Here is a 26,450-nt window from a genome sequence, read left to right on the forward strand (position 1 = left end):
CCGGATCGTCCGGCGGAGTGCACTGAAAATAACCGGTTCCGAACCGGAGTAAAACGATAGAATTTCGGCATGAAGATAAAATTCGCAATCACGGCCCTTTGCGCCGCCCTGCTGACGGGCTGCGGCGTGGCCATCAAATATTCGCTTTCGGGCGCTTCGATTCCGCCCGACGCCAAGACCTTCAGCGTGGCCTATTTCCCCAACAACGCCACGATGGTCGCGCCGATCCTCAGTTCGACGCTCACCGATGCGCTGGTCGACATGTTCACCCGCCGTACCCGCCTGATGCAGGTCGAGGAGGGCGGCGACTTCGCCTTCGAGGGCGAGATCACCAACTACATGTCGGCGACCTCGTCGGTTTCGACCGACGACTACGCGGTGCTCAACCGCCTTTCGATCACCGTCAAGGTGCGCTTCACGAATGCGCTCGACGAAAAAATGTCGTTCAACCGGACGTTCACGGCTTTCGAGGATTACGAATCCACGCGGCTGCTCTCCGAGGTCGAGGGCGAGCTGATCCCCCAGATCGTCGATAAACTGGTTACGGATATTTTTCAGGCTTCGGCCTCCAACTGGTAAAACCTGCGCGGCATGACGGATTTCAGACAATACCTCGCATCGCCCGCCACCGCGGAGCGCCCTTCCGCCGGGGAGCTGGACGCCCTCGCGGCGCGTTACGAATGGTTCGCTCCGGTCCGTATCGCACGGGAGAGCGTAACCGGGATATGCGATCCGCGGCTGGCCGTCACGGCCCCGTGGCGGGCGCAGAGTTCGCTGCTGCGCCGACCGATCGATGCGGAGGCCGTCCTGCGGCTTTCGTCGGACGACATCATCGACCGCTTTCTGCAGGAGGACGACCTGCGCATCGTCGCGGCCGACGGCGAACCGGAGGAGGAGGTCCGCACGGCCGCCGAGCTGGACGACGACGACGAGGTCGTGAGCGAAGAGCTGGCCGAAATCTATCTCGCGCAGGGGCTTTGTGACAAAGCAATAGCGATTTATCGCAAATTAAGTTTGCTAAATCCCGAAAAAAGTGTTTACTTTGCCGAGCTAATTGGCAAATTGGAAAACAATAATTAAAATTCAACGATATGTTATACACGATTTGCATTGCCCTGATACTCATCGCGAGCGTATTGATCATCCTTGCGGTATTGGTGCAGAACCCCAAGAGCGGCATGGCCGCCAACTTCGGCGCGTCGAACCAAGTGATGGGCGTGCGCGAGACTTCGGACTTTTTGGAGAAATTCACGTGGACGATGGCCATTGCTATCGTCGTGCTGAGTCTGGTCGCTACGCTGGCTATGGACAAAGGCCTTGTCGCCGAGAGCAACAGCGAGATTTCGAAGGACGTTAAGGCGCTTCAGGAGCGCGTTATCGAGTCGGAAACTCCCGCCACGATGCCGCAGGCCGAGATTCCCGCCGCCGAAGTTCCCGCCGAGCAGTCGGCCGAATAGGGGCTGGGTTTCAGCCGGACAGTGCCGGCCGCGAGGAACGGGGTTCCCGGCCGATGCGGGTGCTGTCTGATATTTTACAAGCCGTGGATTTTCCACGGCTTTTCGTTTTTCCCGTATTCGGTCGTACGTCCTGCGCCGAAGTATTGTCGGGTGCAGGACAATCGCTCGAATCCAAAATCGGTTATTATGACAACGGAAAGTGGAATAAAGTATTTTGAAAACCGCGAGGAGTGGCGGAGATGGCTGACTGACAATTTCGATACGGCCCGTGAGATATGGTTCGTGTTTCCGCATAAGTCGTCCGGTAAGAAAAGCATCGTATATAATGATGCGGTTGAAGAAGCCCTTTGTTTCGATTGGATCGACAGCACGATAAGACCCCTCGACGCAGAGCATAAAATTCAGCGTTTCACCCCCAGAAATCCCAAAAGTCCTTACTCGCAAGCCAATAAGGAAAGACTTAAATGGCTCATGGACAATGGAATGATACACCCGAAATTCGAGGAGAAGATACAGAAGGTGCTTTCCGTCCCTTTTGTATTTCCGGACGATATCATCGACCGGCTGAAAGAAGATCGAACGGTCTAGAGAAACTACTGCCGTTTTCCGGAAACCTATAAACGTATCCGCATTGCCTACATCGAAGCTGCGAGGTCGCGTCCCGAAGAGTTCGGGAAGCGGTTGAACCACTTCATTTGCAAGACGAAGGAAAATAAGACGATACGGGGATTCGGCGGAATTGAAAAATACTATTCGAAATAAAATTCCGGTGCATGGCCGGACGGGCTGCCCGCTCTTGCGGCTGCCCGACGGGACCGGCCTCCCGGCAGCTCCTGTTTCGCCGCTTCTATTTTTCAGTCCCGATCAGGTAGAGCACATGCCGTCGCAGGGGATGGCCTTCGGGCAGGGCGGGGTGGTCGAACTCGCACAAAAGCTCCATGCCGAGCTTCTGCATGACCCGCTGCGAGCGCAGGTTCGTGACGGTCGTGAAGGCTACCAGTTCTTCGATGCCCAGCTTTGCGGCGAGCGCTACGCAGGCCTGCGCCGCTTCCGTCGCATAACCCTGATCCCAGAACTCGGCCCGCAGGCGCCAACCGATTTCGATTTTATCCTTCATGCCCGTAAACGTTACGCGGTGCAGCCCCGTATAACCGAGCAGCTCGCCGTCCTCGCGCCGCTCGACGGCGTACAGGCCGAATCCCTCGGTCGAGAACTCCTCGCGTATGCGTTCTATGAATTCCGCCGACTGCTCCGGCGCCAGCGGTGCCGGAAAGTACTCCATCACGCGCGGGTCGGCGTTCATGGCCGTAAATGTTCCGAGGTCTTCTTCCCGCCATGCGCGCAGCACGAGCCGGGGTGTAGGTGCTGGAAAAATCATTTCGCAAATTCTGTTTTGAATTGGTGGATGTAGATACCGTATTCCGAATGCCGTTCGGATTTCGGCTTCGCATCGCAGCCGGTCCCGCCGCCGTGTGTTTTCCGGAACCGGATCGGCTGCTTCCGACTGCAGTTGTCTGCCGGGCGTTTACCGCTCCCGGCCGCGGACATTTGTCCGCCTCTTTTTTTATTTCGGGACTTCTGTCCTGCCGTTTTTCGGTTTGTCGGGAGCTGTCTGCTCTTCAACAGCGTCCGGATTCAGCCGGCCCGATCGTCCGCTCTTCTGCGGCCCGGATTCAACTACCGGTCCGATCGTCCGCTCTTCTGCGGCCCGGATTCAACTACCGGTCCGGTCGTCCGCTCTTTTACGGCCGGAGGAAACAGCCCTCGCTTTCTGCGGCCCTACTCGGCCACCTCTTTTTTCGAACGCTTGCGGGTGTTGATCGTCAGATAGCGTTGCAGGGTCTGCTGCAACCGTACCGGATCGATGTCACGGCGCAGTTCGCCGCTCTGTGCGATCGAAATGCCGCCCGTCTCTTCGGAAACGACGATGATGATGGCGTCCGAAATCTCGCTCATGCCGATCGCGGCGCGGTGGCGCGTGCCGTACGATTTGGGAACGTCGCTCTGCGTTACGGGCAGGATGCACTTGGCGGCCACGATGCGGTCGCCTTCGATGATTGCGGCGCCGTCGTGCAGCGGGGCGTTCTTGAAGAAGATATTGCGGATCAGCGGCGTCGAAACCTTTGCGTCGAGTGCGATGCCGCCCTCGGCGATCAGCCGCAGGTCGCTCTGCTGTCCGATGACGATCAGCGCGCCGGTTTTCGTTTCCGACATCTCGCGGCAGGCCGTGACGATCGGCACGACGTTGGTCTGCACCGCATCGTCGCCCGTCGAGAAGATGCGGGTGATGAAGTTGAAATGTTTCTGGCGCATGCCGATCATCTGCAGGAAGCGTCGCAGTTCGGGCTGGAAGACGATGATCAGCGCAATGGCTCCGACCGAAATCAGCTGTCCCAGAATTGTGGAGAGCAGTTCCATGTTGAGCGTCCGCACGACGACCCATAGCAGGTAGATGGCGATGATGCCTGAGAGAATATAGGGCGCGTTGGTGCCTTTGGTCATGCGGTAGATCCAGTACATGATCACGGCGACCAGAATGATGTCTATGAAATCGACGAATGTGAACGGAACGAAACCCATTGCGTGTGCGTTGCTTTTTAGTTTTCCTGCAAATGTATAAAAAAATACGGACTTTTCCTCGGTCGGGCCTCAATAAGTCGTGCCGATGTGCTGCCGGCCTGCCGGTCGCCGCAGCCCGGCAGGCATGTTTCGGCGGTTCCCCACGCAGGCGCGTCCACGAAAAAAGCCGTCCCGCAGGGGACGGCTCTTATTCATGCAGCGGAACCGGATTGCTTATTTCTTCTCGGCTTTCTGGTCGGCCGCATACAGCTCGTTTACCTTCGCCAGCACGGCGGGGGTGATGTTGAGCGTCGTGTCGGCGTCGATAAGGGCCGTCGAGTTGATGATCAGCTTGTACTTCTTGCCGGCGTTGATATCCTGCACGGCGCGGTGCAGCAGATCCTGCGCCCGGTTGGTGAATACGAAGTTCTCTTCGTCGAGCGCCTGCGCCTCTTTCTGCGCCGAGGACTGGTAGGCGGCCACGCGCTTTTCGATGCTCTGCTGCTGGGCCTGCGCGTCGTTGGTCGTAATCAGTCCCTTCTGATACTTCTCCTGTAACTGGGCGGCTTCGGACTGAAGGTTCTGCTCCTTCTGCGCCCAGCTCTTCTGCGCCTTCTGGGTCTTCTCCTGCAGGGCCTTGCCTTCGTTCAGGAAAAGATCGCACTGAGCCAGCACGGCTTCCACCTGTACATAGGCGATGTCGCTTGAGCCGATTTCGCGGGTCGCCTCTTCTGCGGCGGCCGCCGTCTCAGTGGTTTTCGTACCGCAGGCCGTCATGGCGCAAGCCGCAACAAGCGCCGTAAAAAGCATTTTTTTCATGTCGTTTTTTATCGGGTTTAGTTAAATATTCCGCTTTTGAATCACAAAGGTAAAAAAAAATCTTTATTTTTGCCCCACGCCTTGTAAATTTTGACTCCATGTATGAATACATCAGCGGTCCGGTGGCCGAAGTCGCTCCCGCATACGCAGTTATAGATGCCGGCGGGGTAGGTTATTACCTCCATATCTCGCTTGAAACGTTTTCGGCCATCGAGCACACCGAGACGGCCCGTCTGTACGTCCATTACGTCGTGCGCGAGGACGCGCAGCTGCTCTACGGTTTCGCGACCAAAACCGAGCGCGAACTCTTCCGCCATCTGATCAGCGTGTCGGGCGTCGGCGGCAATACCGCCCGGATGATCCTTTCGACCTATTCGCCGCGCGAATTGCAGGGCATCATCACTTCGGGCAACGCCGTGCTGCTGAAAAACGTCAAGGGGCTGGGGCTGAAAACCGCCCAGAAAATCATCGTCGAGCTGAGCGGCAAGCTCACCGGACTGGGCGACGCCGACGCCGCTCTTCCGGCTGCCGGCAACGGCGAAAAGCTCGAAGAGGCGCTCGCGGCGCTGGTCATGCTCGGCTTTGCCAAAACTGCCGCCGAGAAGGCTCTTCGCGGCATTCTGCGCGAAAATCCGGGGGCTTCGGTCGAGGATTTGGTGCGAATGGGCTTAAAAAGCCTATGAAAAGTCTTTTTTCATCAACGAAATCGAATAATTCCCCCCCCGTTTGTTTGGTTTGGTAAGATATTTGCTATACCTTCGCACCCGTTACTTGATATTATTGATTTATGGAAGAACAAATCCCTCTTGGCTTTATCGGTATCCTGCTAGGGGTGTTCGCCTTTGCCTTCCTGATCGGTGTAGGCGTCATATATCTGAAGCAACGGCGAATTCAACGTCTCAAAAATCCCCGGAAAGACTATTATCGGTAGCATAATCGACGGCTTCGGCCGTCTTTTTTTTGCCCCGGCATGCTAACCGGGGCTTTTTTTGCGTTTCATGCTGTAAAATCGGATTGTTTTTGTAAATTTGCACGATTATACGACGATGAGCAGAGTTTTCATATCCATATTCGCGGCGCTGGTGCTGCTGGCCGGATGCTCCGACGAGGAGGACATCCTGCCCACGCAGAAGACGAAGATCGTCTCCTACCTGACCGGCACCCATTCGCCCAAGCTCGTGGCCTATGAGGAGCTGGAGGAGGGGAGCGACGAGCCTTACTTCACCACTTCGGGCAACGCGGTCTACCGCTACATCGCGGGGATCAACAACCCCGACCGCGTGAACTGGACCGAGGTGACGCGCACCTCGAAGGTGACCGTCACTTTCAGCGCCTACGTCTTCACCTTTGCCAATATCGTGACGCCCGCGACGTCCACCACCAACCTTACGGTGCCCTATTATTCGAACGATCCGGTGCTGATCGCGGCGATGGAAGATCCCGAAAACGGTCCCGGTCTGACGCCGGGCGCGTGGTCGTCCGAACCGCTGGAGATAGATATGCGCGGTTCCGGCATAATAAAAGGGCTTTACGAAGCGTTACTTGGTTGTCGTGAGGGCGACTATGTCGAATCCTACATGACCTACAATATGGCTTACGGCGACATCAACTTCAGTACGATCCCGAAGGAGAGTCCCGTCGCTTATTTTTTTACGGTAAACAGTGTCGAGTAAAATACAAACCGAAAATATGAAATTTATTACCCGTTTTTTATGCGTGCCGGTTGCCGGCCTTCTGGCGCTGACATCCTGTGCGAAAGACGAAGACGAATCGTACGTTCAGTTCGAGAATCAGGCGCTCGAAGCGTGGATGACCCAGCACCGTCCCGATCTGGTGAAGAACTACCAGCCTGACGGCGGTTATTATATCGACGTACTCGATGCCGGGGAGCCGGATAAAGATCCGCTCAACAAGGAGCCGATCTGGGTGTCGTTCGACTTCACGGGGCGCGATCTGGCCGGCAATATTATCCTCACACGCAGTGCATCCGACGCCAAGCTGACGGGCGCTTTTTCCAAGTATACCCATTATGTGCCGTTTTACCGCTATTGCGGCACCGAAAATACGGGACTGATGGAGGGCACGTGGCTGGCCATGCGCAACACGCTGAAACTCGACCAGGAGTATTTCGACAAGTATAAAAACGATCCCGAGCGCCGTCTCACCTCTACCGAGCTGCAGCTCCGCATCGGCTCCAAGATACAGCTTTACATGCCCTCTACCGTCGTCGGCAACGGCGTCGAGGGTACGGGAGGCTATGAAGGGCAGGGTTCTCCGAGCAAATATACGCTGAGCGCCAACCGTCCGTTCATTGTCACGATGGAGATCCGCGATACGGTCAGCAACCCCCTCGAACGCGAGGGTAAAAACGTGGACGAATTCAGCGACGGCAACGGCGGCCGGCTGGTCTACGGCAAGGAAGCCGACGAAAAGACGCAAACCGTCGTTCGTCCGACCGATCCCGAAGACCCGAACCACGCCTATGTGACCGACAAACGCTGGGTCAGCGCCTGCGATACCATTCCGCAGCTCTATGTGAACGTGCGCTATGATCCGACGCAGGCCGCAGACCGGCTGGATTATCCGGCTCCGTACCACTCGGGATACGAACCCTATGTGACCGAAGAGTCCGTAAAAACGATCGATGAGAAGATCGCCGAAGCGCTGAAAAAGCGTTTCTATCCTGACGACGACGATAAATACGAAGGCGTCGTGAAGCTCGACGCCGATTCGGTGACGCTCGAAGGTACAGCCAAAATCTGGTATATCGGGCGTTTCCTCGACGGCTTTATCTTCGATACGAATATCGACGAGGTGAAGAAGATCATTTACGGCGAGGTCAAATCCGCCGGTTCGGCGCTCTCCTATAAGCCGTCGGAAAGAAAGATGATCGAAGCCTTCCACTACACGATTCCCAACCTCAAGTACGGCCAGTGGGCCGAGCTGATCACCACTTCGACCAACGCCTATGGCTCGTCGGGCAAGACCGGATCGACCAGCTCCTCCACGTCGGGCACGAGCGGTTATTCGTCGAGCTATTACGATTACCTGAACTACCTGAATTACGCCAACAGCTATTACGGCAGCGGCGGCTATTACGGCGGTTACTACAATAACTATTACGGCGGTTACGGCGGCTACTACGGCGGTTATTACGGCGACATGTACGGCAGCGACTACAACAGCTCCAGCACGGGAACTACGGTCAAGACCATCAATACCGAGATTCCCTCGTTCACGCCGCTTATTTTCCAGCTTTACATCGAGCCGAAGGAGTAATCCGGCGCCGGATACGAAAACTGAAACCGCACTTTCCCGACGGAAAGTGCGGTTTCTTTTTTATTATCTCCCCGTTTCGTTTTTATTACACATTTTTAAGGCAGAAATTTTGCAGTTCACCAAAAATGTATTAACTTAGTGATGCAGAACTTCAACTTAAAATTCAACGGATATGATTATCACATTTAACGAGTTGCGCCGTATCAAGGACAGACTGCCCAGCGGCAGCTCGCAGCGCATTGCAGATGAGTTAGGAATCGATGTAGACACCGTCCGCAACTATTTCGGAGGGAAACACGAGGCGAAAGAATGCGTGGGTGTCCATTTCGAGCCGGGGCCGGACGGAGGCGTGGTTACGCTGGACGATACGACGATTCTCGACGTTGCGATGCGTATTCTGGGCGAGCAGAAATAAATATTGTATGCCGGCCTTCGGGCCGTGTCGTCGGGCCTGCGGTTGCGCAGGCCTGTTTTTTTGCCGCCTGACTCCGCAGTCCTGTCTGTCTTCGTTGCATCGCCCTTTGCATCGCCCTTTGCGCCGCCCATCGTTCATCGCCCGCCGTTTGTTGGTCGTCGTCCATTGTCTATTCCTTGCCGCGGGTTGTTTATCGCCCGCCGTTGCGCCGCTTCTCTTTCCGCTGCCGTTCGGTCCGGACCACGGCTTTTGTATCCGCGGAATCCCGGCCTGCGTGTCTGCGGGAGCTGCTTGCCGTGTCGTTCCGCAGCGGTTCCGTCGGTCTGCCTTTCCTCGAAAAAGCCTCCGCCTTCCGCAGCTTGGTCGCCGCGCCGTTTCTGACAAAATAACACCTTGCATCCTGCTTTCCGGGGCGATATTCCCGGCCCGGCCTGCCATTCTGCTGACAATTTGGCAGAGATTGCCGTTTGGTACAACCTTTGTTCAAATTCAGGGCGTGACCGGCGCTCCGGACCCGCAGGGCGGAAGAACTCCGGCGGCACGGAAAGAAAACGGAAAAAATATAAACAATTAAACTCATATACGATTATGGCAAAGATTATTGGTATCGACTTAGGAACTACTAACTCCTGCGTGGCAGTGATGGAAGGCAGCGAGCCTGTAGTTATTCCCAACTCCGAAGGACACCGCACGACTCCGTCGGTAGTGGCTTTCACGGCGGACGGCGAGCGCAAGGTAGGCGACCCCGCCAAGCGTCAGGCTATCACCAACCCCAAACGCACGGTCTTCTCGATCAAGCGTTTCATGGGCGAGCGTTACGATCAGGTGGCCTCCGACATCGCACGCGCTCCGTATGAAATCGTCAAGGGCGACAACAATACGCCCCGCGTCGATATCGACGGACGTCAGTACACGCCGCAGGAGATTTCGGCGATCATCCTTCAGAAGATGAAGAAGACTGCCGAGGATTACCTCGGACAGGAGGTTTCGGAAGCCGTCATCACGGTTCCTGCCTACTTCTCCGACTCGCAGCGTCAGGCCACCAAGGAGGCGGGCGAAATCGCAGGTCTGAAGGTGCGCCGTATCATCAACGAGCCGACCGCTGCCGCACTGGCTTACGGCATGGACAAGAAGGACAGCGACATGAAGATCGCCGTGTACGACCTCGGCGGCGGTACGTTCGATATTTCGATCCTCGAACTTGGCGACGGCGTCTTCGAGGTGAAGTCCACCAACGGCGATACGCACCTCGGCGGCGACGACTTCGACCACGTGCTGATCGACTATATGGCCGAGGCGTTCAAGGCCGAGCACCAGATCGACCTGCGTCAGGACCCGATGGCCCTCCAGCGTCTGAAGGAGGCCGCCGAGAAGGCGAAGATCGAGCTCTCGTCCTCGACGACGACGGAGATCAACCTCCCGTATATCATGCCCGTAAACGGCATTCCGCAGCACCTCGTGATGTCGCTCACGCGTGCCAAGTTCGAGCAGCTCTGCGATCACCTGATCCGCAAGACCATCGAACCCTGCAAACTGGCGCTGCGCGACGCGGGTCTCGACGCCTCGCAGATCAACGAGGTGATCCTCGTGGGCGGTTCTACCCGTATTCCCGCAATCCAGAAGATCGTGGAGGAGTTCTTCGGCAGGACGCCCAACAAGAGCGTGAACCCCGACGAAGTGGTGGCCATCGGCGCCGCAATTCAGGGCGGTGTGCTCACGGGCGAGGTCAAGGACGTGCTGCTGCTCGACGTTACGCCGCTGTCGCTGGGTATCGAGACGCTGGGCGGCGTGATGACCAAGCTCATCGACGCCAACACCACCATCCCGACCCGCAAGTCGGAGGTCTTCTCGACGGCTGCCGACAACCAGCCTTCGGTCGAGATCAACGTTTGTCAGGGCGAGCGTCCGCTGGCCCGCGACAACAAGTCGATCGGCCGCTTCCACTTGGACGGCATTCCCGCCGCACCGCGCGGCGTGCCGCAGATCGAGGTGACGTTCGACATCGACGCTAACGGCATCCTGAACGTATCGGCCAAGGACAAGGGCACGGGCAAGGAGCAGAAGATCCGCATCGAGGCCTCTTCGGGCCTTACCGAGCAGGAGATCCAGCGCATGCGCGACGAGGCGAAGGCCAACGAAGCGAAGGACAAGGAGGAGAAGGAGCGTATCGACAAGATCAACGCCGCCGACTCGAACATCTTTGCGACTGAGAAACAGCTCAAGGAGTACGGCGATAAACTTCCTGCCGACAAGAAATCGGCGATCGAGGGGGCTTTGGCCAAGCTGAAGGAGGCGCACAAGAACGCCGACGTCGCGGCTATCGACACGGCTATCGCCGAACTGAACGCCGCATGGCAGGCCGCTTCGCAGGACATCTACGCCCAGCAGCAGGCGCAGGGCGCCCAGCCCGGAGCCGATGCCGGCCAGCAGTCGCAGGCTAACGCCGGCAATGCGTCGAACGGTGACAGTTCGCAGCCTGAGGACGTGGAGTTCGAGGAGGTGAAGTAATCCCGAAGTGTTCCGAACACTTCAGCCGTAAGGCTCACATATATTTTTCGAGATGCGGTCCGGATTTCCGGACCGCATCTTTTTTTGCTATTTTCCGACTGTCAGTTCCACGATGCAGTCCGCTCCCGCAGGCTTTTCGCCCAAGCGCAGCGTCACGCCCGCCTTGTCCTGCGAGAAGGCGACCGCGCGTTTGTCGGCGAAGCGTACCGCCTGCCGGATGCGTTCGTCCCTGACGGGCACGAACAGCTCTTCGTCGGGCCAGTCGAGAATGTGTACGTAGATTTTGTCGCCGCGGCGCGTGGTCACGCCCCAGCTGCGCGGGCTTACGGGTCCCGCCTGCGTGCCGTAGATGGTTTCGCCGTTCGCGCGCAGCCAGCGTCCCATGCTGTCGAGCCGTTCGAGAGCCGCCGCGGGCAGCGCGCCGTCGGGCTGGGGACCGATGTTGAGCAGCAGGTTCGCGCCGCGTCCTGCGGCCCCTGCGAGATAGCGCACGAGCGTCTGCGCCGATTTGTAATTTTGGTCGGTGATCTTGTATCCCCACATGCCGTTCATCGTCTGGCATGTTTCGAGCGGCAGGCGGCTGATCTCCTGCCCCGAATATCCGGCCGTGTTCTCTCCCGGCAGGTCGCGTTCGAACGCCTGCGCGTCTTCGCCTTCGAACGGTGCGAGATGGTGGTTGTTGATGATCAGGCATCCGGGCTGCAATTTGTGTATCAGTCCGTAGAGTTCGCCCAGCCGCCAGTCGAATCCGGGATTCTCGTCCTGATCCCAGATGCCGTCGAACCAGATGGCGCCCACGTTGCCGTATTGTGTCAGCAGTTCGGTGAGCTGCGCCTTCATGAAGTCGAAATAGGCGTCGGCGTCCTCCTTTTCGGCCGGGCGGCCCGTGCCGAGTCCCGTCCGGCCGCGCGGGGCGTCTTCGCGCCACCAGTCGATCAGCGAGTAGTAGAAGTGGACGCGCAGTCCGCGGCGGTGACACGCGTCGGCCAACTCCTTCACCGCGTCGCGGGCGAAAGGCGTGGCATCGACGATGTTGTAGGGCGTCTGCGCCGTGCGGAACATCGAGAATCCGTCGTGATGGCGCGTCGTGAAGCAGACGTAGCGCGCTCCCGCTTGGCGGAAAGCCTCGGCCCATGCGTCCGCGTCGAATTTCGAGGGATAGAATCCTCCCGCGAGCTTTTCGTACTCCCGGTAGTTGAGGTTGTGGTTGGTCATCGCCCATTCGCCCTGCGCGAGCATGGCGTAAAGCCCCCAGTGGAGGAATATGCCGAACCGGCATTCGGCGAATTGGCTGCGTGACTGGAGGTTTTCGGGGGCCGGGCGGTAGCCGGCCTGTGCGAAGGCGCCCGTGGCGATCACGAGGGCGCAGAAGGAGGTGAAGAGTCGGGTCATGGTGACGGTCGGGTTTGGTGATACGGACAAATTTAGCAAATAATTTGCAATCCGCACAATGCCGCCGCCGTCGAATGACCGGAATGAAGGGCCGGACGCTCCGCCGCAGGGACGGAGCCGGTGGCGCGGTTTCCTATTCCGGTTCCACCAGCACGTCGACGCTCAGCCCGACCCCGGCCTTGCGCATCTTCCACGGCGCCTGACTCGTGTAGCGGGTGTAGGTGCGCGAGAGCAGCCGGGCGCGAATCCAGTATTTCGCCCCCGCCGGCATGTGCGTCAGGTTCTCGACCGAGATCAGGAAGTCGCCTCTTACGAATATCTCGTAGGGCCGCAGGTCTACGGTCGCCGTCTTGTCTGCCTCCGACGCCGGAACCGAGAAATAGACCGGTTCCGCGAGCAGGTTTTTGCGGATACGGTCGCCCCGCATGGCGTAGACGTTTATGCGCATATGGAGCGTATCCACGCCCTTGCATCCCGCCAGATTGAGCCGCACCCGCTGCAACTCTCCCCTGAGGTTTCCGAGCTTGCATTTCACGCCCATTTCGCCGCCTTCCTGCCCGGCGCGGAATGCCGCGCTGAACCGGTTGCTGCCGATGCTGCGGCCGAAGGTGTAGCGTTTGCGGGGAATATGGGTTATCACGGGGCTCAGCGGTGTCTGGGGCTGCTCCTGCAGCCGTATCTCCAGCGGCCGTGCGTCGTGTCCGGCGGCCGGAATCTCCCGTGCGGCGTATCCGATGCAGGATATGCGCAGCGTGTCCCGGACGCTCAGGTCGGTAATGCGGAGCGTAAACGAGCCGTCCCGTCCGGATACGGTTCCCGCGGGGCGGTTCTTGAGTCCTATGTTGGCGTAGGGGACCGGTCGGGCGTCCGCTCCGACGATGCGTCCGGAGAGTGTTTGCGCCTGTATCGGCAGGGCCGCGAATGCGGCGCAGACGAGTAGGAATTTCAGCATGCTGACTTTGCGGGTTTATCACGGAACGTCGGGCCGCGGGATTTTATTGCCCGATGCGGGCCGCCGTTCCGCCCGCCACATGCCGCAGAGGATCAGCGCCGCTCCGGCGAGAGCCGCCGCGGTGATCCGTTCGCCGATGCAGAGCGCGGCCGTGACGATCGTGACCAATGGGTTGAAATAGATGTAGTTCGTGGTTCTTACGGCTCCGAGCCGGTGCATCGCGGCGTTCCACAGGATGTAGCAGAGCATCGACGCGACGACGCCCAGAAACAGCAGGTTGCCCCACACCGCGGGGCGCGCCAGCACCTCCGCGCCGACCGAGAAGGGCTGGAAGGCGAATACCGGAAGAATCGTCAGCAGTCCGTAGAAGAAGACCTTGCGGGTGATGAAAACGGCGGGGTAGCGGCCTCCGATGCGTTTGACCGCCAGCGAATAGACCATCCACAGCAGCGCCGCGGACAGGGCCAGCAGATCGCCTTTGGGCGAGAGGTGCAGCACGAAACGGCCGTTGAGAACCACCAGCACCATGCCCGCGAACGCCAGCGCCGATCCCCCGATCTGCCGCCGCGTCATCCGCTCGCCGCGGTATGCGAGGCTCAGCAGCAGCGCGGTCCATACCGGCGCCGTGCAGACGATCAGCGACACGTTCGACGCCGGGGCGTATTCCAGCGCCATGTTTTCGGTCAGGAAATAGAGCGATCCGCCCGTCACCCCGGCCGCGGCCAGCAGCGCTTCGTCGCGCCATCCGTCGGCCCGCAGGCGGCCTTTCGACAGGGGCCAGATGCAGACGTAGGCCAAGGCGAAACGCAGCAGGAATATCTCCGCAGGCGTCAGCGAATGGGCGATCAGCACCTTCGTCGATACGAACGTCGCGCCCCATACCGCCACGGTGAACAGCGCCGCTGCATGGTACTTGTATTCGGTATATTTTATCATACGGTCCCAAAAATACAGATTTTTTGCCGTCCGGGCGCAAATCTTAATTCTTAATTTCCGATTTTCAATTCTTTTTTCCTATCTTTGCGTGCTATTATGCGTAATGACAATAATTACAACAAATAATAACAAAATTTTTCAACTCAAATGCAAAGTAAAGGTGCTATTAAATTACTCGCGGTCCTTTTGGCTCTTGCGTGTATTTACCAGCTCTCCTTCACGTTCAAAACGCGGAGTGTAGAGAAAAAAGCGGCCGAGTACGCCGCGCAGTTCCCCGTCGGACAGCAGTCCGAGGCGGAGCAGCATTACCTCGATTCGGTCCAGAATGTCGGGGTCTATAACCTCGGATTCAAGAAATTCACCTACAAGGAGTGCAAGGAGAAGGAGCTGAACCTCGGTCTGGACCTCAAGGGCGGTATGAACGTCATGCTGGAAGTGCAGGTCGAGGACGTCATCAAGGCGCTTGCCGGCGACAGCCAGAACGACCCCGCATTCGTCGAAGCCATCGCCGAGGCGAACGCCGCGCTGAAGGAGGGCACCTCGAAAGACTATATCTCCGACTTCGTGAAGGCTTACCAGCGTCTCTCCAACGGCGGTTCGCTGGCGGCGGTTTTCGTCAGCCCCGACCGTAAGGACATCACGCTCGAAAGCTCCGACGCCGACGTCGAGAAGATCCTCAAGCGCGAGACCGACGCCGCCATCGCCGCGTCGTTCAACGTGCTCCGCAGCCGTATCGACCACTTCGGCGTCACGCAGCCCAACATCATGCGCCTGCCCAACTCGCACCGAATCCTCGTCGAGCTGCCGGGCGTGAAGGAGCCGCAGCGTGTGCGCGACCTGCTGCAGGGTACCGCCTCGCTCGAATTCTGGCTGACCTACGACGCCCGCGAGGTGCTTCCCGCACTGGCCGCCGCCGATAAGTTCATCAAGGCCGAGCTGAGCGAAGCTCCCGCCGCCCAAGAGCCCGAAGTCGCTTCCGTCGAAGCCGCTGCCGCCGCCGGGACTCCCGCAGGCGAAGCCGAGGGCCTTCTCGCCGAGATCGGCTCCGACACCACGGCTGTTGCCGAAGCCGAGCACACCGACCGTTACGACCGTGCGAAGAACCCGCTCTTCGCGGTTCTCGATCCCGGTTTTGCGGGCGGCGCCGCCATCGGTGCGGCCTACAAGGCCGACATGGCTGCCGTAAACGAATATCTGGCCAATCCTGCGGTCCGCGAACTCTTCCCCGCCGACATCGCCTTCAAGTGGGGCGTCAAGGGCGACGACAAGATCGACGGCCGCTTCTACCTCTATGCGATCCGCATCTCGACGCCCGACGGTAAGGCTCCGCTTGACGGCAGCGTCGTGACCGAAGCCCGCGAGCAGTACGCCCAGCGCGGCGCCAACGCCGTGGTTTCGATGTCGATGAACGGCGAAGGCACGCAGGAGTGGGCGCGTCTGACGGGCGAGAACATCGGCAAGTGCATCGCCATCGTTCTCGACGGCTACGTCTACTCGGCTCCCCGCGTGAACACCAAGATCGACAAGGGTTCTTCCGAAATTTCGGGCGACTTCACCATTCAGGAAGCCAAGGACCTCGCCAACGTGCTCAATTCGGGTAAGGTTCCCGCGCCCGCCAAAATCATTCAGGACACCGTCGTAGGTCCCTCGCTGGGACAGGAGTCGATCAATGCGGGTATGCTCTCGTTCCTGATCGCCTTCATCCTCGTCCTGCTCTACATGGGTCTGTTCTACAAGACCGCAGGCTGGATGTCCGACATCGCCCTGCTTACCAACGTCTTCCTGCTGATGGGCGTTCTGGTGTCGTTCGGCGCCGTGCTGACCCTGCCGGGTATCGCCGGTATCGTGCTGACGATGGGTATGGCCGTCGATGCCAACGTCATCATCTACGAACGTATCAAGGAGGAGCTTCGCGGCGGCAAGGGCCTTTCGCTGGCTATCAAGGACGGTTTCTCGAAAGCCTACTCGGCCATCATCGACGGTAACCTGACGACCATCATCACCGGTATCGTCCTCTTCATCTTCGGCAACGGTCCCGTGCAGGGCTTTGCCACGACCCTCATCATCGGTATCATCACCTCGTTCTTCAGCGCCGTGTTCATCACCCGTCTCTTGATCGAGTGGATCGTCGCCAAATGGGGCAATATCTCCTTCTCGCGCAAGTGGTCCGAGAACTTCCTGACCAATACGCATTTCGACTTCATCCGCGTCCGCAAGGTCGCCTACACCGTCTCGGTCGCCCTGCTCGCGCTGTCGTGCATCTCGTTCGTCGCCCGCGGTCTGAACCTCGGCGCCGAGTTCACCGGCGGCCGTGCCTACGTCATCCGCTTCGACAAGCCCGTTTCGGCCGAAGAGGTTCGTCAGAATCTGGGTCAGGTCTTCGCGCAGCATGCCGATGCCGACGCTTCGGCGATCAGCTTCGAGGTCAAGCAGTACGGCAACGAGAACCAGATGCGCATCGTGACGCAGTACCGTTATGACGACACGTCGGACGAAGCTACGGCCGAAGTCGAGCAGATCATCTACGACGCCATGAAGTCGCTCTACTCCTACGACATTTCGTTCGAGCAGTTCCGCAATACCCAGACCGACGTCAACGGTATCCTGACGGCCGACAAGATCGGTCCCTCGATCGCCAAGGACATGACGTGGAACGCCATCTACTCGGTGTTGTTCTCGCTCATCGCCATCGGTCTTTACATCACCTTCCGCTTCAAGCGCTGGCAGTGGGCTTCGGGCGCCACGATCGCCCTCGCGGTCAACGCCCTGTTCATCATCGGTCTCTTCTCGATGCTCTACGGCTTCGTGCCCTTCAACCTCGAAGTCAATCAGGCCTTCATCGCCGCGATCCTTACGATCATCGGTTACGCCATCAACGATACCGTGGTGGTCTTCGACCGTATCCGCGAATATCTGGGCATGTATCCCAAGCGCAACCTCAAGGAGAACGTGAACAACGCCATCAACTCGACTCTGTCGCGTACGATCAACACTTCGGGCACGACGCTCGTGACGCTGCTGGCGATCTTCTTCTTCGGCGGCGAGACCATCCGCGGCTTCATCTTCGCGCTGACCGTCGGCGTTATCGTGGGTACCGTCGCGACGATCTTCATCGCCACCCCGATCGCCTACGACCTGATGTCCAAACGCGCCAAATTCGACAAGGAGGCGTAATACACCTTATATCTATTCGAATAAAATGGACTGCACGGTTTGTTGCAGTCCATTTTATTTTTACCTTTGCATCATGGAACTTCAACGCACAATGGATAATTTGCTGAAATGGATGCACCGCTACGTCTCGCCGGTCTTTCTTGCGCTGCTCGTCGCGTCGTTCATTTTGTGGTATATCGCCAAACTGAGCTATACCTATACCACCGAGCAGGTCGTGCGTGTGAGTGTGGACGGGGAGCCTTTCGAGGTGACGTGCGTCGTCGAGGGCGTCGGCACCAACCTGTTCGGCTACCGGGTCTACATGAACAAGACACTGCGCATCCCGCTCTCGGAACTCAAATACAAGCGTTCGCGCGAGGAGGGGCACGAGGGCAAGGTGGTGATCGACCCCCAGTCGTTGCAGAGCGCCATTTCGGTACGCTACAGCGATATCAAGGTGGTCTCCATCGGCGCTGTTCCCGAACTGGATTATCCCGAAGAGAAACCATGATGAAAATCGGAGTAACGGGCGGCATCGGCAGCGGCAAGAGCACTGTATGCCGCCTTTTTGCACAAAAGGGCATTGCGGTTTACGATTCCGACGCCGCGGCCAAACGACTCATGCAGCAGGACGACACGCTGCGTATGCGGCTCACCGAACGTTTCGGAGCCGACACCTTCCGCGACGGACAGCTCGACCGGAGCCGCCTCGCAGGCGTTGTCTTCAGCGATCCGCAGGCGCTCGCCGACCTCAATGCGCTGGTGCATCCCGTCGTGATGGCGGATTTCGATGCGTGGGCCGCCCGGCAGGAGGGGCCTTACGTGATTCTCGAAAGCGCGATCCTGTTCGAAGCCGGCCTCGAAACGTGCGTCGATAAGACCGTTGCGGTACTCGCGCCGCGCGAACTGCGCATCGAGCGCACCTGCCGCCGCGACGACTGCGGTCCCGATGAGGTCGGCCGCCGCATCGCCGCCCAGCTGGACGACGATACGCTGAGCGGCCGTGCCGACTACGCGATCGTCAATATCTTCGAGGAGGACCTCGAACCCGCCGTTGTCAAACTCGACCGCATATTCAGCCATGAAGCAGCACGACATTGATCTCGACCTCTCCCGGCCGCAGGTGATGGCGATCCTGAACGTCACCCCCGACTCGTTCTTCGCCGGCAGCCGCATGCCCGACGCGACGCATGTCGAACGCCGCGTGAAGGAGGCCGCCGCCGAAGGCGCCTCGATCATCGACGTGGGGGGCTATTCGTCGCGCGCCGGCGCCGACGAAGTCCCTGCCGACGAGGAGTGGCGGCGCGTGGAGCTGGGCATCGGGGCCGTGCGGCGTCTGGCGCCCGGCGTCCTGATTTCGGTCGATACCTTCCGCAGCGAAGTCGCCGCCCGTGCGATCGAAAAATTCGGTCCGCTCATCATCAACGACATCTCCGCCGGGGAACTCGACCCGCAGATGCCCGCCACGGCCGCGCGCTACGGCGTGCCCTACGTCGCCATGCACATGAAGGGCGATCCCCGGACCATGCAGACCCTCACCGACTACAAACGCGACATCACGGCCGAGGTCACGGCCTATTTCGAAACGAAGACCGCCGACCTGCTCGCCGCCGGGATCAAACGCGAGAACATTATCCTCGACCCCGGCTTCGGCTTCGCCAAGACCACCGAACAGAATTACGAGCTGCTTGCGGGCCTGCACTGTCTCTGCGCACTGGGGTACCCCGTACTGGCGGGCCTTTCGCGCAAGTCGATGATCTACCGCGTCCTCGACGCCACGCCCGCCGAATCGCTCGCGGGCACCGTCGCCCTCGGCTGGGAGTGCCTGCGTCAGGGGGCCGCGATCCTGCGCGTGCACGATGTGCAGGAGGCCGTCGATACGGTCAGGCTCTTCGACGCATACGAACGGAACCGCAAATAACCATCGCAACCGCATGATAAAAGTTACCGACATACACAAGCGTTTCGGCGACCTCGAAGTGCTCAAGGGCGTCTCGCTCGACGTCGCCGAAGGCGAAGTCGTCTCGATCGTCGGCGCCAGCGGCGCGGGCAAGACCACGCTGCTGCAAATCGTCGGCACGCTTTCGTGCCCCGACGCGGGCCGTGTCGAGATCGACGGACAGGACGCCTTTTCGCTGGGCGACAAGGCGCTGTCCCGCTTCCGCAACGAACGTATCGGCTTCGTCTTCCAGTTCCACCACCTGCTGCCCGAATTCACGGCTTTCGAGAACGTCTGCATTCCGGGGTTTATCGGCCGCCGTCCGCGTGCGGAGGTCGAACGCCGCGCCGCCGAACTGCTGGAGATGATGAACCTCACGCCGCGCCGCGGCCATAAACCCGGCCAGCTGTCGGGCGGCGAGCAGCAGCGCGTGGCTATTGCCCGCGCGCTTGTCAATTCGCCCGCCGTACTGCTGGCGGACGAACCTTCGGGCAACCTCGATTCGCACAACCGCGACGAGATACACCGCCTTTTCTTCGAGCTGCGCGACCGGCTGGGGCAGACCGTCGTGATCGTCACCCACGACGAGCATCTGGCGGCGATGGCCGACCGGAAGATCACCATGTCGGACGGCCGGATTCTGTAATGCCGCGTTTTATGGACGACGAACTCAAAGAGCTGCTCGAACGGCTCCACGACAAATACAACCGCCCTGAGTTTATCGAGGACGACCCGATTTCGGTGCCGCACCGCTATACGGACCGCGCCGACCGCGAGATCGCGGGGTTCCTCGCCGCCACGATCGCATGGGGCAACCGCAGGGCGATCGTCACGAGCGGCCACCGCATGATGCGCTGCATGGACGACGCTCCGGCGGACTTCGTGCGCAATGCTTCCGACCGGGAGCTGGCGACGCTCGAAACCTATGTCCACCGCACCTTCAACGGCCGCGACCTGCGCGATTTCGTGCTGGCCCTGCGCCGCATGGACCGACGCTTCGGCGGCCTCGGCGCCTTTTTCGAGGAGCGCTATGCGGCTGCGCAGAGTATTCCGGCGGTCCTTTCCGAATTCCGCCGCGAATTTTTCAGCTGCGACCATGCGCTCCGCTGCGAGAAACACCTCTCGTCGATCGACAGGGGCGCGGCCTGCAAGCGGCTTTGCATGTTTCTGCGCTGGATGGTGCGCCGCGACGAGCGGGGCGTGGACTTCGGCCAGTGGACGCGGATTCCGATGTCGGCCCTTTACATTCCGCTCGACCTCCATACGGGCGACATGGCCCGCGCGCTGGGGCTGCTCTCACGCCGCCAGAACGACTGGCGGGCCGTGGAGGAGGTCACGGCGGCGCTTCGCGGATTCGATCCCGCCGATCCCGTGCGCTACGATTTCTCGCTTTTCGGCGCCGGCATCGACGGTTATCTGAAAGAGTGTTGACGATGTTCCGCTTCAAACGATTCACCATACGTCAGGACCGCTGCCCGATGAAGGTCGGAACCGACGGCGTGCTGCTCGGCGCATGGGCCGGCGTGCGGCCTTCGGACCGCCGCATCCTCGACGTCGGTACAGGCACCGGGCTGATCGCCCTGATGATGGCCCAGCGCGCTCCCGAAGCCCGGATTACGGGCGTCGATGTGGAGGAGGTCTCTCAGGCCCGCGAAAACGCCGCCGCGTCGCCGTGGGGCGGCAGGGTAGTGTTCGAACAGTGTCCCGTGCAGGAATTCGCGCCGGACGAACACTTCGACCTGATCGTCTCCAATCCGCCCTTCTTCGTCGATTCGCTGACCTGCCCCGACGAGGGCCGCACCACGGCGCGTCACGCCGTGCGCCTGCCCTTCGACCAATTGCGCGACGCGGTCGTGCGCCTGCTCGCCGCCGAGGGCCGCTTCGCCGTGATTCTGCCGACGGACGAAGCCCGGCGTTTTACCGACGTCTGCCGCGGATTCCTCGCGCTGACCCGCTCTACGGGCGTACGCACCACGCCACGCCGTCCGGTCAAACGCCTGCTGATGGAATTTGCGCACGAAAACGCCTGCTCCGGCCTGCGCTCCGATTCTCCTCCTGTCTGCTCCGAACTGGTCGTCGGCACGGGCGAACACGAGCAGTACACCCCCGAATACCGGGCCTTAACCCGTGATTTTTACCTGAAATTTTGATAGCACGGCAAAATAAATTACATTTGTATCAGTGAATAAAAACTTCGAGACCATGAAACTCAGACTTCTCGCCCTCGCCCTCGCCGTATGCGGCGGCGCAGCGGCGCAAAATCCATACATCGCCCTGCAGGGCGCGAACGAAACCGCCGACGGCATCGTCGTCTCCCAGCCCCGCACGGTGCTGGCCGTGGACGTCACCGTCGAGAAGGACGTGACCCTCAGCGGTCCTTACGCCCGTTATGCGCAGAAATTCCTCGGTGTCCGCGCTCCGCTCACCGACAAGACCGGCTGGGCCGTTACCGGAGCCGCCGTGGCTCTGCTCGATGCCAAGGCATGCCTCGACGCACCCGCCCCGGCCGAGCCTTCGCGCCGTATTATGACCTACGCCGCTGCCGAAGATGAATTCGCCCGCCTGCAGGCCGACAAGAACGACATGACGGTGCTGGCGCTGGAAGACGCCGCCCGCGAAGCCGCCAATACGATCTTTTCGCTCCGCAAGCACCGTCTCGAACTGATTACGGGCGAAGCCGGTGAAAACGTCTTTGGCGAAGGACTCAAATCCGCCCTCGCGGAGATCGAGCGTCTGGAGCAGAACTATCTGGAACTGTTTCTCGGCAAGCGCATCGTGACCACCGAAACGCGCCGCTATGTGGTTTATCCTCAGGCCGACAAGAAGCAGTATATCGTCTGCCGCTTCAGCCCTGCCGCAGGTCTGCTCCCTGAGAGCGATCTTTCGGGCGACATGGTGCTGTTGCAGATCGAACCTTCGGGCAACACCTCCAATGCGCTCGAAGCTTCGGCCAAGGAGACCAACGTCGTCGCATGCCGCGTGGCCGATCCTTCGGTCTGCACGGTCATCGCCGGCGGCCGCGAATATGCCCGTGCGGTGCTGCCCCTCTTCGAGTTCGGCCGTACGATCAACGTGGCGCTTCCCCGCCGCAAATAATCCCGTCCATGGACTTCACGTCGCGTATGGTGGCGCTGCTCGGCGAGCTGCGCCGCGAGCGGAACGGCGCCGTCGCCGATGCGATGCGCTGTTACGGTGCGCCGTACGGTCTCAACTACGGCGTGAGCCTGCCGACGCTGCGCAAACTCGCACGCGCCGAGACTCCCGACCACGATTTCTCCCGTTATCTTTATTTGCAGGAGGTCCGCGAACTGCGCCTTGCGGCGCTGCATATCGCCCGGCCCGAATCGCTTACGCCCGATGAATTTCCGGCATGGGCAGCCGGGATCGTCAATTCCGAAGTCGCCGAAGAAGCCGCTTTCGCTTTCCTGAGCCGCTCCGCAGCGCTTCCGGCCTTGTTCGACGCATGGATCGCCGACCCGAATCCGCTACTTCGATACGCCGCGTTGCAGTCCGCCGCCCGCAGCGATCTTCTTACGGCGGCATGGATCGCGCCCGCCGTCGAAGCGGTCCGCCGCGCCGCCGTATGCGCCGCCGAATCCCTCTCCAAGCCTGCCGCCGCTCCGCTTTCCGCATCTTCGGCCGCCCGCCTGATCGCGCAGGGGGCCGTCGCGCTGCTGTCTGCCGTCGGCGGCCTGAACGAGGAGAACCGGCAGGCGGTACTCCGCGCAGCCGGTTCTCTGGGTAAGCTCCCTGCCGAAGACTACGTCCACGAGGAGCTTACTTGGCGTTTGGAAGCATAGCTTCCGCCTGTCAGCGCTGACCTACCTGCTCGCGCTGTTCCAATTCCCTGAGTACGTTCGCCAGATGGTCGTAGCCGATGCGGCCGCTTTCGCGCCACAGCACCTCGCCGCGGCGGAAAAACATCAGCGTCGGTACCGACATGATGTTGTAGCGGTGTACGATTTCGAGCATGTCCCGGTCGTCTATGTCCACCTTGTAGACATCCACGCGGCCGTTCATCTTCTCCTGAAACCGGTCTATGACGGGGTGCATCATCTGGCACGGCCCGCACCATGTTGCGAAGAAATCCACGAACGTCAGTGCGTCCCGCCAGATAATCTTGTCAAAATCCGTTGCTGTCATATTTGTCGTGTTTAGTTCATTTCCGCCCATGTAAGCTCCGTGTAGACCTTGTCTGTCAGCTCTTTTTCTGCATAGCTGATCGTGCGGCGCAGCCCCTCGGCCAGCGGCGTGCGGGGCGTCCAGTCCAGTTCGCGCCGTGCGGCCGAAATGTCGGGTATCCTCCGCCGCGCATCGTCCGGACGTGCCGCCCGGTGTACGATCCGCGAGCGGCTTCCCGTCAGGGAGATGATCTTTTCGGCCAGCGCGCGTATCGAGATTTCGTGGTTGCTGCCCAGATCCAAGGTGCGGGTCTGCTCCGAAGGCGTGGCTTCCATCATCCGTACAAGTCCGTCCACCATGTCCTCGACCCAGCAGAAGGTGCGCATCTGTTCGCCGCTGCCGTTGACCGGGATGTCGCGGTTCTGCAGCGCCGCCACGATCATCTTCATCACCACGCGCTGGTCCATGATGTCGGCCCCGCTTCCGTATGTGTTGAAGATGCGTGCGATGCGTGCGTCCACGCCCAGCTCCTCCTGATAGGCCCGGTGCAGGGCTTCCGCCGCGCGCTTGCCTTCGCTCAGAATGTACTGCCCCGAATATCCCGCCGCCGGATCGGTCGCCGGATCGCGGTATCCCGCGCCGTATACGCAGCCCGACGAGGCGAACAATATCCGCGCATGCTCCATGCGCGCGGTGTCGAGGGCGTTTATCGTGCCCTGCATGTTGATCCGGAGCGTCTCGACGGGCAGCGCCTTGTTGTAGCGCACGCGCGACGACGAAGTGAGGTTGTAAATCTCGTCGCAGCGGATTCCGAATGTATTGATGATGTTGTGGTGGACGTACCGGAACAGCGGATGCTGCAGTACGCTGCGCAGCAGCGGCGAATTCACGGCGTCGCGGATATCGACACAAAACACTTCGTGGCCCTCTTCCAGAAGGCGCAGACAGAGGTGTGTGCCGATAAATCCCACTCCGCCCAATATGACAATTCGCTTTTGCATCTTTTACTCCTTTTTGCAGGAGTACAGAGCAAAATCTATTCCACAAAGAGCGCGCGGGGCAGCTGATCGATGCTGTTTATCGTGACTATTTCGATTCCTTTGGGACGTTTGCCGCCCTTGCCGAGGTAGCCGGAGACGATGATGCGTTTGAAACCCAGCCGTGCCGCCTCGCTGATGCGCTGTTCGGTCCGGGGTGCGGGGCGCACCTCGCCCGAAAGCCCGATCTCTCCCGCGCAGCAGACGCCCTCGGCCACGGGGCGGTCATAGTAGGAGGAGATCACCGCCGCCACGACCGCGAGGTCCAGCCCCGGATCGGCGACCTTGAATCCTCCGGCGAAGTTCAGGAAGACGTCTTTCTGAAACATCTTCATTCCCACGCGCTTCTCCAGCACGGCCAGCAGCATGTTCATGCGCTTGGTGTCGTAGCCCGTGGTCGTACGCTGCGGCGTGCCGTACGCCGCGCCGCTCACCAGCGCCTGCACCTCGATCAGGTAGGGGCGCACGCCATCGGCCGAAGCGCCTACCGCGATGCCGCTCAGCGGCTCCTCGTAGTGCGTGAGCAGAATCTCCGACGGGTTGTCCACGCCGCGCAGTCCGTTGTCGAGCATCTCGAAAACCCCGATTTCGAACGTCGCGCCGAAACGGTTCTTGATGCCGCGCAGGATGCGGTATATGTTGTTGCTGTCGCCCTCGAACTGCAGCACCACGTCCACGATATGTTCCAGAATTTTGGGTCCGGCGATGGTTCCGTCCTTGGTGATGTGGCCGATGATGAAGATCGACGTGCCGGTCGATTTGGCGTATTTGAGCAGCGTCGCCGCGCATTCGCGTATCTGCGACACGCTTCCCGCCGACGAGTCCAGCAGGTCGGTGTAGATGGTCTGTATCGAGTCGATCACCACCAGATCGGGCCGGTGTTCGCCGATCTGGTTGACGATGTTTTCGAGCAGCGTTTCGGGATAGATCAGACATTCGTCGTTGCCGATGCCGATGCGTCCCGCGCGCATCTTGATCTGCTCGGCCGACTCCTCGCCCGAAACATAGAGCGTCTTGAGTCCGTTCGCCGCCAGCGCGAGCTGCAGCGAAAGGGTCGATTTGCCGATTCCCGGCTCTCCGCCCAGCAGAATCAGCGACCCCGGCACCATGCCGCCGCCCAATACGCGGTTCACCTCGCTGTTGCCGAGGTCCATGCGGCGGTGTTCGCTCTCGCGGATGTCGCGTACGCGCTGGGGCTTGGCTGCGGGCAGGGAGCCTGCGACATTGGCCGGCACCGAGCCGCTTTCGCGGGCGACGATCTCCTCGGTGAAGGTGTTCCATTCGCCGCACGAGGGACAGCGGCCCAGCCATTTGGGAGCTTCGAATCCGCAGTTTTTGCAGAAGTATGCCTTTTTGACTTTTGCCATCGCGTGTCGGTTAATAGGGGTGCGACGTGTATTCCTTCCGGATCACCTGCGTGATGCCCGCATCGGGATAGAGCTGTTTGTACTCCTCGGTCAGATCGACGCTGAACAGCGTTTTGCGTAGGTCGTCGGTGTCCGTATAGCCCGAAACCTTGCAGGTGTAGGCCTGTTCTCCGAACGTGAAGTGCAGCTCCTCCGGTTTGTCCGGCTCTTTTATGAATGTGCCCGTGACGGTTTCGGCGTCGGCCGCAGGCCGGACGACGAGCGGACCGCCGTTGTGGTGCGTAAAGTCGAGCCGGTAGCTGCCGCCCGCCTGCACGGGAGCCTTGGCCAGCGCGTCGTTCCGGATCTCCTCCAGCAACGGATTCTCCGGCTCTTCCGGATTCTCCGGCTTTTCCGTCTGCGAAGTTCCTGCGTCCGGATTCTCCGGATCGGGATTTTCCGGATCGGGATTTTCCGGATCGGGATTTTCCGGATCGGGATTTTCCGGATCGGGATTTTCCGGATCGGGATTTTCC

28 protein-coding genes and 1 pseudogene are annotated in these 26,450 nt (G+C 60.0%); 19 read left to right on the top strand and 10 right to left on the bottom strand.

Features of this window, described 5'->3' with window-relative positions:
- The first annotated feature begins 69 nt into the window (after nucleotides 1–69).
- The 4 genes and pseudogenes from ACESTR_RS05600 (at nucleotide 70) to ACESTR_RS05615 (ending at nucleotide 2,219) form a co-directional block, all read left to right on the top strand.
- Nucleotides 70–579 (top strand): LptE family protein, encoded by a 510-nt coding sequence (locus ACESTR_RS05600; protein WP_009596529.1) that lies wholly within the window; start codon nucleotides 70–72, stop codon nucleotides 577–579.
- A gap of 12 nt (nucleotides 580–591) precedes the next feature.
- On the top strand, nucleotides 592–1,080 hold the full coding sequence (locus ACESTR_RS05605) for a hypothetical protein (RefSeq protein ID WP_302270130.1): 489 nt from the start codon (nucleotides 592–594) through the stop codon (nucleotides 1,078–1,080).
- 11 nt (nucleotides 1,081–1,091) lie between these two features.
- Nucleotides 1,092–1,457 (top strand): preprotein translocase subunit SecG, encoded by a 366-nt coding sequence (gene secG, locus ACESTR_RS05610; RefSeq protein WP_009596569.1) that lies wholly within the window; start codon nucleotides 1,092–1,094, stop codon nucleotides 1,455–1,457.
- Nucleotides 1,458–1,643: 186 nt separating this feature from the next.
- Nucleotides 1,644–2,219: pseudogene (locus ACESTR_RS05615) on the top strand (YdeI/OmpD-associated family protein).
- An 85-nt stretch (nucleotides 2,220–2,304) separates the two neighbouring features.
- On the opposite strand, the gene ACESTR_RS05620 reads toward ACESTR_RS05615, so the two are convergent.
- From ACESTR_RS05620 to ACESTR_RS05630, 3 genes are all read right to left on the bottom strand, one after another.
- Entirely contained in the window at nucleotides 2,305–2,835 is a 531-nt protein-coding gene (locus tag ACESTR_RS05620) for a GNAT family N-acetyltransferase (protein WP_278713798.1), read from the bottom strand.
- Between the two features lie 401 nt (nucleotides 2,836–3,236).
- Complete coding sequence (gene cdaA, locus ACESTR_RS05625; RefSeq protein ID WP_009596597.1) at nucleotides 3,237–4,037, bottom strand: diadenylate cyclase CdaA; 801 nt, start codon at nucleotides 4,035–4,037, stop codon at nucleotides 3,237–3,239.
- A 213-nt stretch (nucleotides 4,038–4,250) separates the two neighbouring features.
- Nucleotides 4,251–4,835, bottom strand: coding sequence for an OmpH family outer membrane protein (locus ACESTR_RS05630; RefSeq protein WP_009596572.1), 585 nt, complete (start codon nucleotides 4,833–4,835; stop codon nucleotides 4,251–4,253).
- 98 nt (nucleotides 4,836–4,933) lie between these two features.
- Here ACESTR_RS05630 and ruvA point away from each other — a divergent pair, with 98 nt between their 5' ends.
- From ruvA to dnaK, 6 genes are all read left to right on the top strand, one after another.
- Nucleotides 4,934–5,518: a Holliday junction branch migration protein RuvA gene (gene ruvA / locus ACESTR_RS05635; protein ID WP_009596600.1), complete on the top strand. Its 585-nt coding sequence runs from the start codon at nucleotides 4,934–4,936 to the stop codon at nucleotides 5,516–5,518.
- 104 nt (nucleotides 5,519–5,622) lie between these two features.
- A complete protein-coding gene (locus ACESTR_RS05640) occupies nucleotides 5,623–5,766 on the top strand; it encodes a hypothetical protein (protein WP_009596561.1) in 144 nt (47 codons plus the stop codon).
- 115 nt (nucleotides 5,767–5,881) lie between these two features.
- Nucleotides 5,882–6,508, top strand: a complete 627-nt coding sequence (locus ACESTR_RS05645) for an FKBP-type peptidyl-prolyl cis-trans isomerase (RefSeq protein ID WP_014776269.1) — start codon at nucleotides 5,882–5,884, stop codon at nucleotides 6,506–6,508.
- A 16-nt stretch (nucleotides 6,509–6,524) separates the two neighbouring features.
- Nucleotides 6,525–8,114 carry a hypothetical protein gene (locus tag ACESTR_RS05650; RefSeq protein WP_014776270.1) on the top strand — a complete coding sequence of 530 codons (1,590 nt, stop codon included), beginning with the start codon at nucleotides 6,525–6,527 and terminating at the stop codon, nucleotides 8,112–8,114.
- 172 nt (nucleotides 8,115–8,286) lie between these two features.
- The gene (locus tag ACESTR_RS05655; RefSeq protein WP_009596558.1) at nucleotides 8,287–8,529 is read left to right on the top strand and encodes a hypothetical protein; all 243 of its coding nucleotides are present in this window, start codon (nucleotides 8,287–8,289) and stop codon (nucleotides 8,527–8,529) included.
- A gap of 588 nt (nucleotides 8,530–9,117) precedes the next feature.
- Complete coding sequence (gene dnaK, locus ACESTR_RS05660; protein WP_039939637.1) at nucleotides 9,118–11,037, top strand: molecular chaperone DnaK; 1,920 nt, start codon at nucleotides 9,118–9,120, stop codon at nucleotides 11,035–11,037.
- An 87-nt stretch (nucleotides 11,038–11,124) separates the two neighbouring features.
- Here the strand turns inward: dnaK and ACESTR_RS05665 are convergent, their stop codons facing one another.
- The 3 genes from ACESTR_RS05665 to ACESTR_RS05675 all read right to left on the bottom strand — a co-directional run bounded on the left by ACESTR_RS05665 (nucleotide 11,125) and on the right by ACESTR_RS05675 (nucleotide 14,317).
- Nucleotides 11,125–12,429, bottom strand: a complete 1,305-nt coding sequence (locus ACESTR_RS05665; protein ID WP_373178972.1) for an alpha-L-fucosidase — start codon at nucleotides 12,427–12,429, stop codon at nucleotides 11,125–11,127.
- Between the two features lie 133 nt (nucleotides 12,430–12,562).
- Entirely contained in the window at nucleotides 12,563–13,381 is an 819-nt protein-coding gene (locus ACESTR_RS05670; RefSeq protein ID WP_337939372.1) for a carboxypeptidase-like regulatory domain-containing protein, read from the bottom strand.
- Between the two features lie 18 nt (nucleotides 13,382–13,399).
- On the bottom strand, nucleotides 13,400–14,317 hold the full coding sequence (locus ACESTR_RS05675) for a DMT family transporter (protein ID WP_281512082.1): 918 nt from the start codon (nucleotides 14,315–14,317) through the stop codon (nucleotides 13,400–13,402).
- Nucleotides 14,318–14,464: 147 nt separating this feature from the next.
- Here ACESTR_RS05675 and secDF point away from each other — a divergent pair, with 147 nt between their 5' ends.
- From secDF to ACESTR_RS05720, 9 genes are all read left to right on the top strand, one after another.
- Entirely contained in the window at nucleotides 14,465–17,491 is a 3,027-nt protein-coding gene (secDF, locus tag ACESTR_RS05680; RefSeq protein ID WP_130063195.1) for a protein translocase subunit SecDF, read from the top strand.
- Nucleotides 17,492–17,582: 91 nt separating this feature from the next.
- Nucleotides 17,583–17,981 (top strand): hypothetical protein, encoded by a 399-nt coding sequence (locus ACESTR_RS05685; protein ID WP_039939635.1) that lies wholly within the window; start codon nucleotides 17,583–17,585, stop codon nucleotides 17,979–17,981.
- Nucleotides 17,981–18,571 carry a dephospho-CoA kinase gene (coaE, locus tag ACESTR_RS05690; protein WP_014776277.1) on the top strand — a complete coding sequence of 197 codons (591 nt, stop codon included), beginning with the start codon at nucleotides 17,981–17,983 and terminating at the stop codon, nucleotides 18,569–18,571. Before ACESTR_RS05685 ends, coaE begins: the two co-directional genes overlap by 1 nt.
- Entirely contained in the window at nucleotides 18,552–19,391 is an 840-nt protein-coding gene (gene folP / locus ACESTR_RS05695; RefSeq protein WP_373178975.1) for a dihydropteroate synthase, read from the top strand. The genes coaE and folP overlap by 20 nt, the downstream gene beginning before the upstream one ends.
- Nucleotides 19,392–19,404: 13 nt before the next feature.
- Nucleotides 19,405–20,055, top strand: coding sequence for an ABC transporter ATP-binding protein (locus ACESTR_RS05700; RefSeq protein WP_009596589.1), 651 nt, complete (start codon nucleotides 19,405–19,407; stop codon nucleotides 20,053–20,055).
- Complete coding sequence (locus ACESTR_RS05705) at nucleotides 20,055–20,840, top strand: TIGR02757 family protein (RefSeq protein WP_039939634.1); 786 nt, start codon at nucleotides 20,055–20,057, stop codon at nucleotides 20,838–20,840. Before ACESTR_RS05700 ends, ACESTR_RS05705 begins: the two co-directional genes overlap by 1 nt.
- Nucleotides 20,841–20,842: 2 nt before the next feature.
- Complete coding sequence (locus tag ACESTR_RS05710) at nucleotides 20,843–21,559, top strand: tRNA1(Val) (adenine(37)-N6)-methyltransferase (RefSeq protein WP_302270222.1); 717 nt, start codon at nucleotides 20,843–20,845, stop codon at nucleotides 21,557–21,559.
- Between the two features lie 52 nt (nucleotides 21,560–21,611).
- Complete coding sequence (locus ACESTR_RS05715; RefSeq protein WP_009596607.1) at nucleotides 21,612–22,505, top strand: DUF4831 family protein; 894 nt, start codon at nucleotides 21,612–21,614, stop codon at nucleotides 22,503–22,505.
- A gap of 8 nt (nucleotides 22,506–22,513) precedes the next feature.
- Nucleotides 22,514–23,209 (top strand): DNA alkylation repair protein, encoded by a 696-nt coding sequence (locus ACESTR_RS05720; protein ID WP_009596541.1) that lies wholly within the window; start codon nucleotides 22,514–22,516, stop codon nucleotides 23,207–23,209.
- A 10-nt stretch (nucleotides 23,210–23,219) separates the two neighbouring features.
- Here ACESTR_RS05720 and ACESTR_RS05725 read toward each other — a convergent pair whose 3' ends face one another.
- The 4 genes from ACESTR_RS05725 to ACESTR_RS05740 all read right to left on the bottom strand — a co-directional run.
- A complete protein-coding gene (locus ACESTR_RS05725) occupies nucleotides 23,220–23,552 on the bottom strand; it encodes a thioredoxin family protein (RefSeq protein ID WP_009596611.1) in 333 nt (110 codons plus the stop codon).
- An 11-nt stretch (nucleotides 23,553–23,563) separates the two neighbouring features.
- Nucleotides 23,564–24,532, bottom strand: a complete 969-nt coding sequence (locus tag ACESTR_RS05730; RefSeq protein WP_022044571.1) for an NAD-dependent epimerase/dehydratase family protein — start codon at nucleotides 24,530–24,532, stop codon at nucleotides 23,564–23,566.
- A 35-nt stretch (nucleotides 24,533–24,567) separates the two neighbouring features.
- Nucleotides 24,568–25,935: a DNA repair protein RadA gene (radA, locus tag ACESTR_RS05735; RefSeq protein ID WP_009596568.1), complete on the bottom strand. Its 1,368-nt coding sequence runs from the start codon at nucleotides 25,933–25,935 to the stop codon at nucleotides 24,568–24,570.
- Nucleotides 25,936–25,945: 10 nt separating this feature from the next.
- Nucleotides 25,946–26,450 (bottom strand): hypothetical protein (locus tag ACESTR_RS05740; RefSeq protein WP_373178979.1); only part of this gene is annotated, 505 nt, incomplete at its 5' end.

The sequence above is a fragment of the Alistipes sp. DJF_B185 genome (assembly GCF_964250025.1).
Lineage (GTDB): Bacteria > Bacteroidota > Bacteroidia > Bacteroidales > Rikenellaceae > Alistipes > Alistipes finegoldii.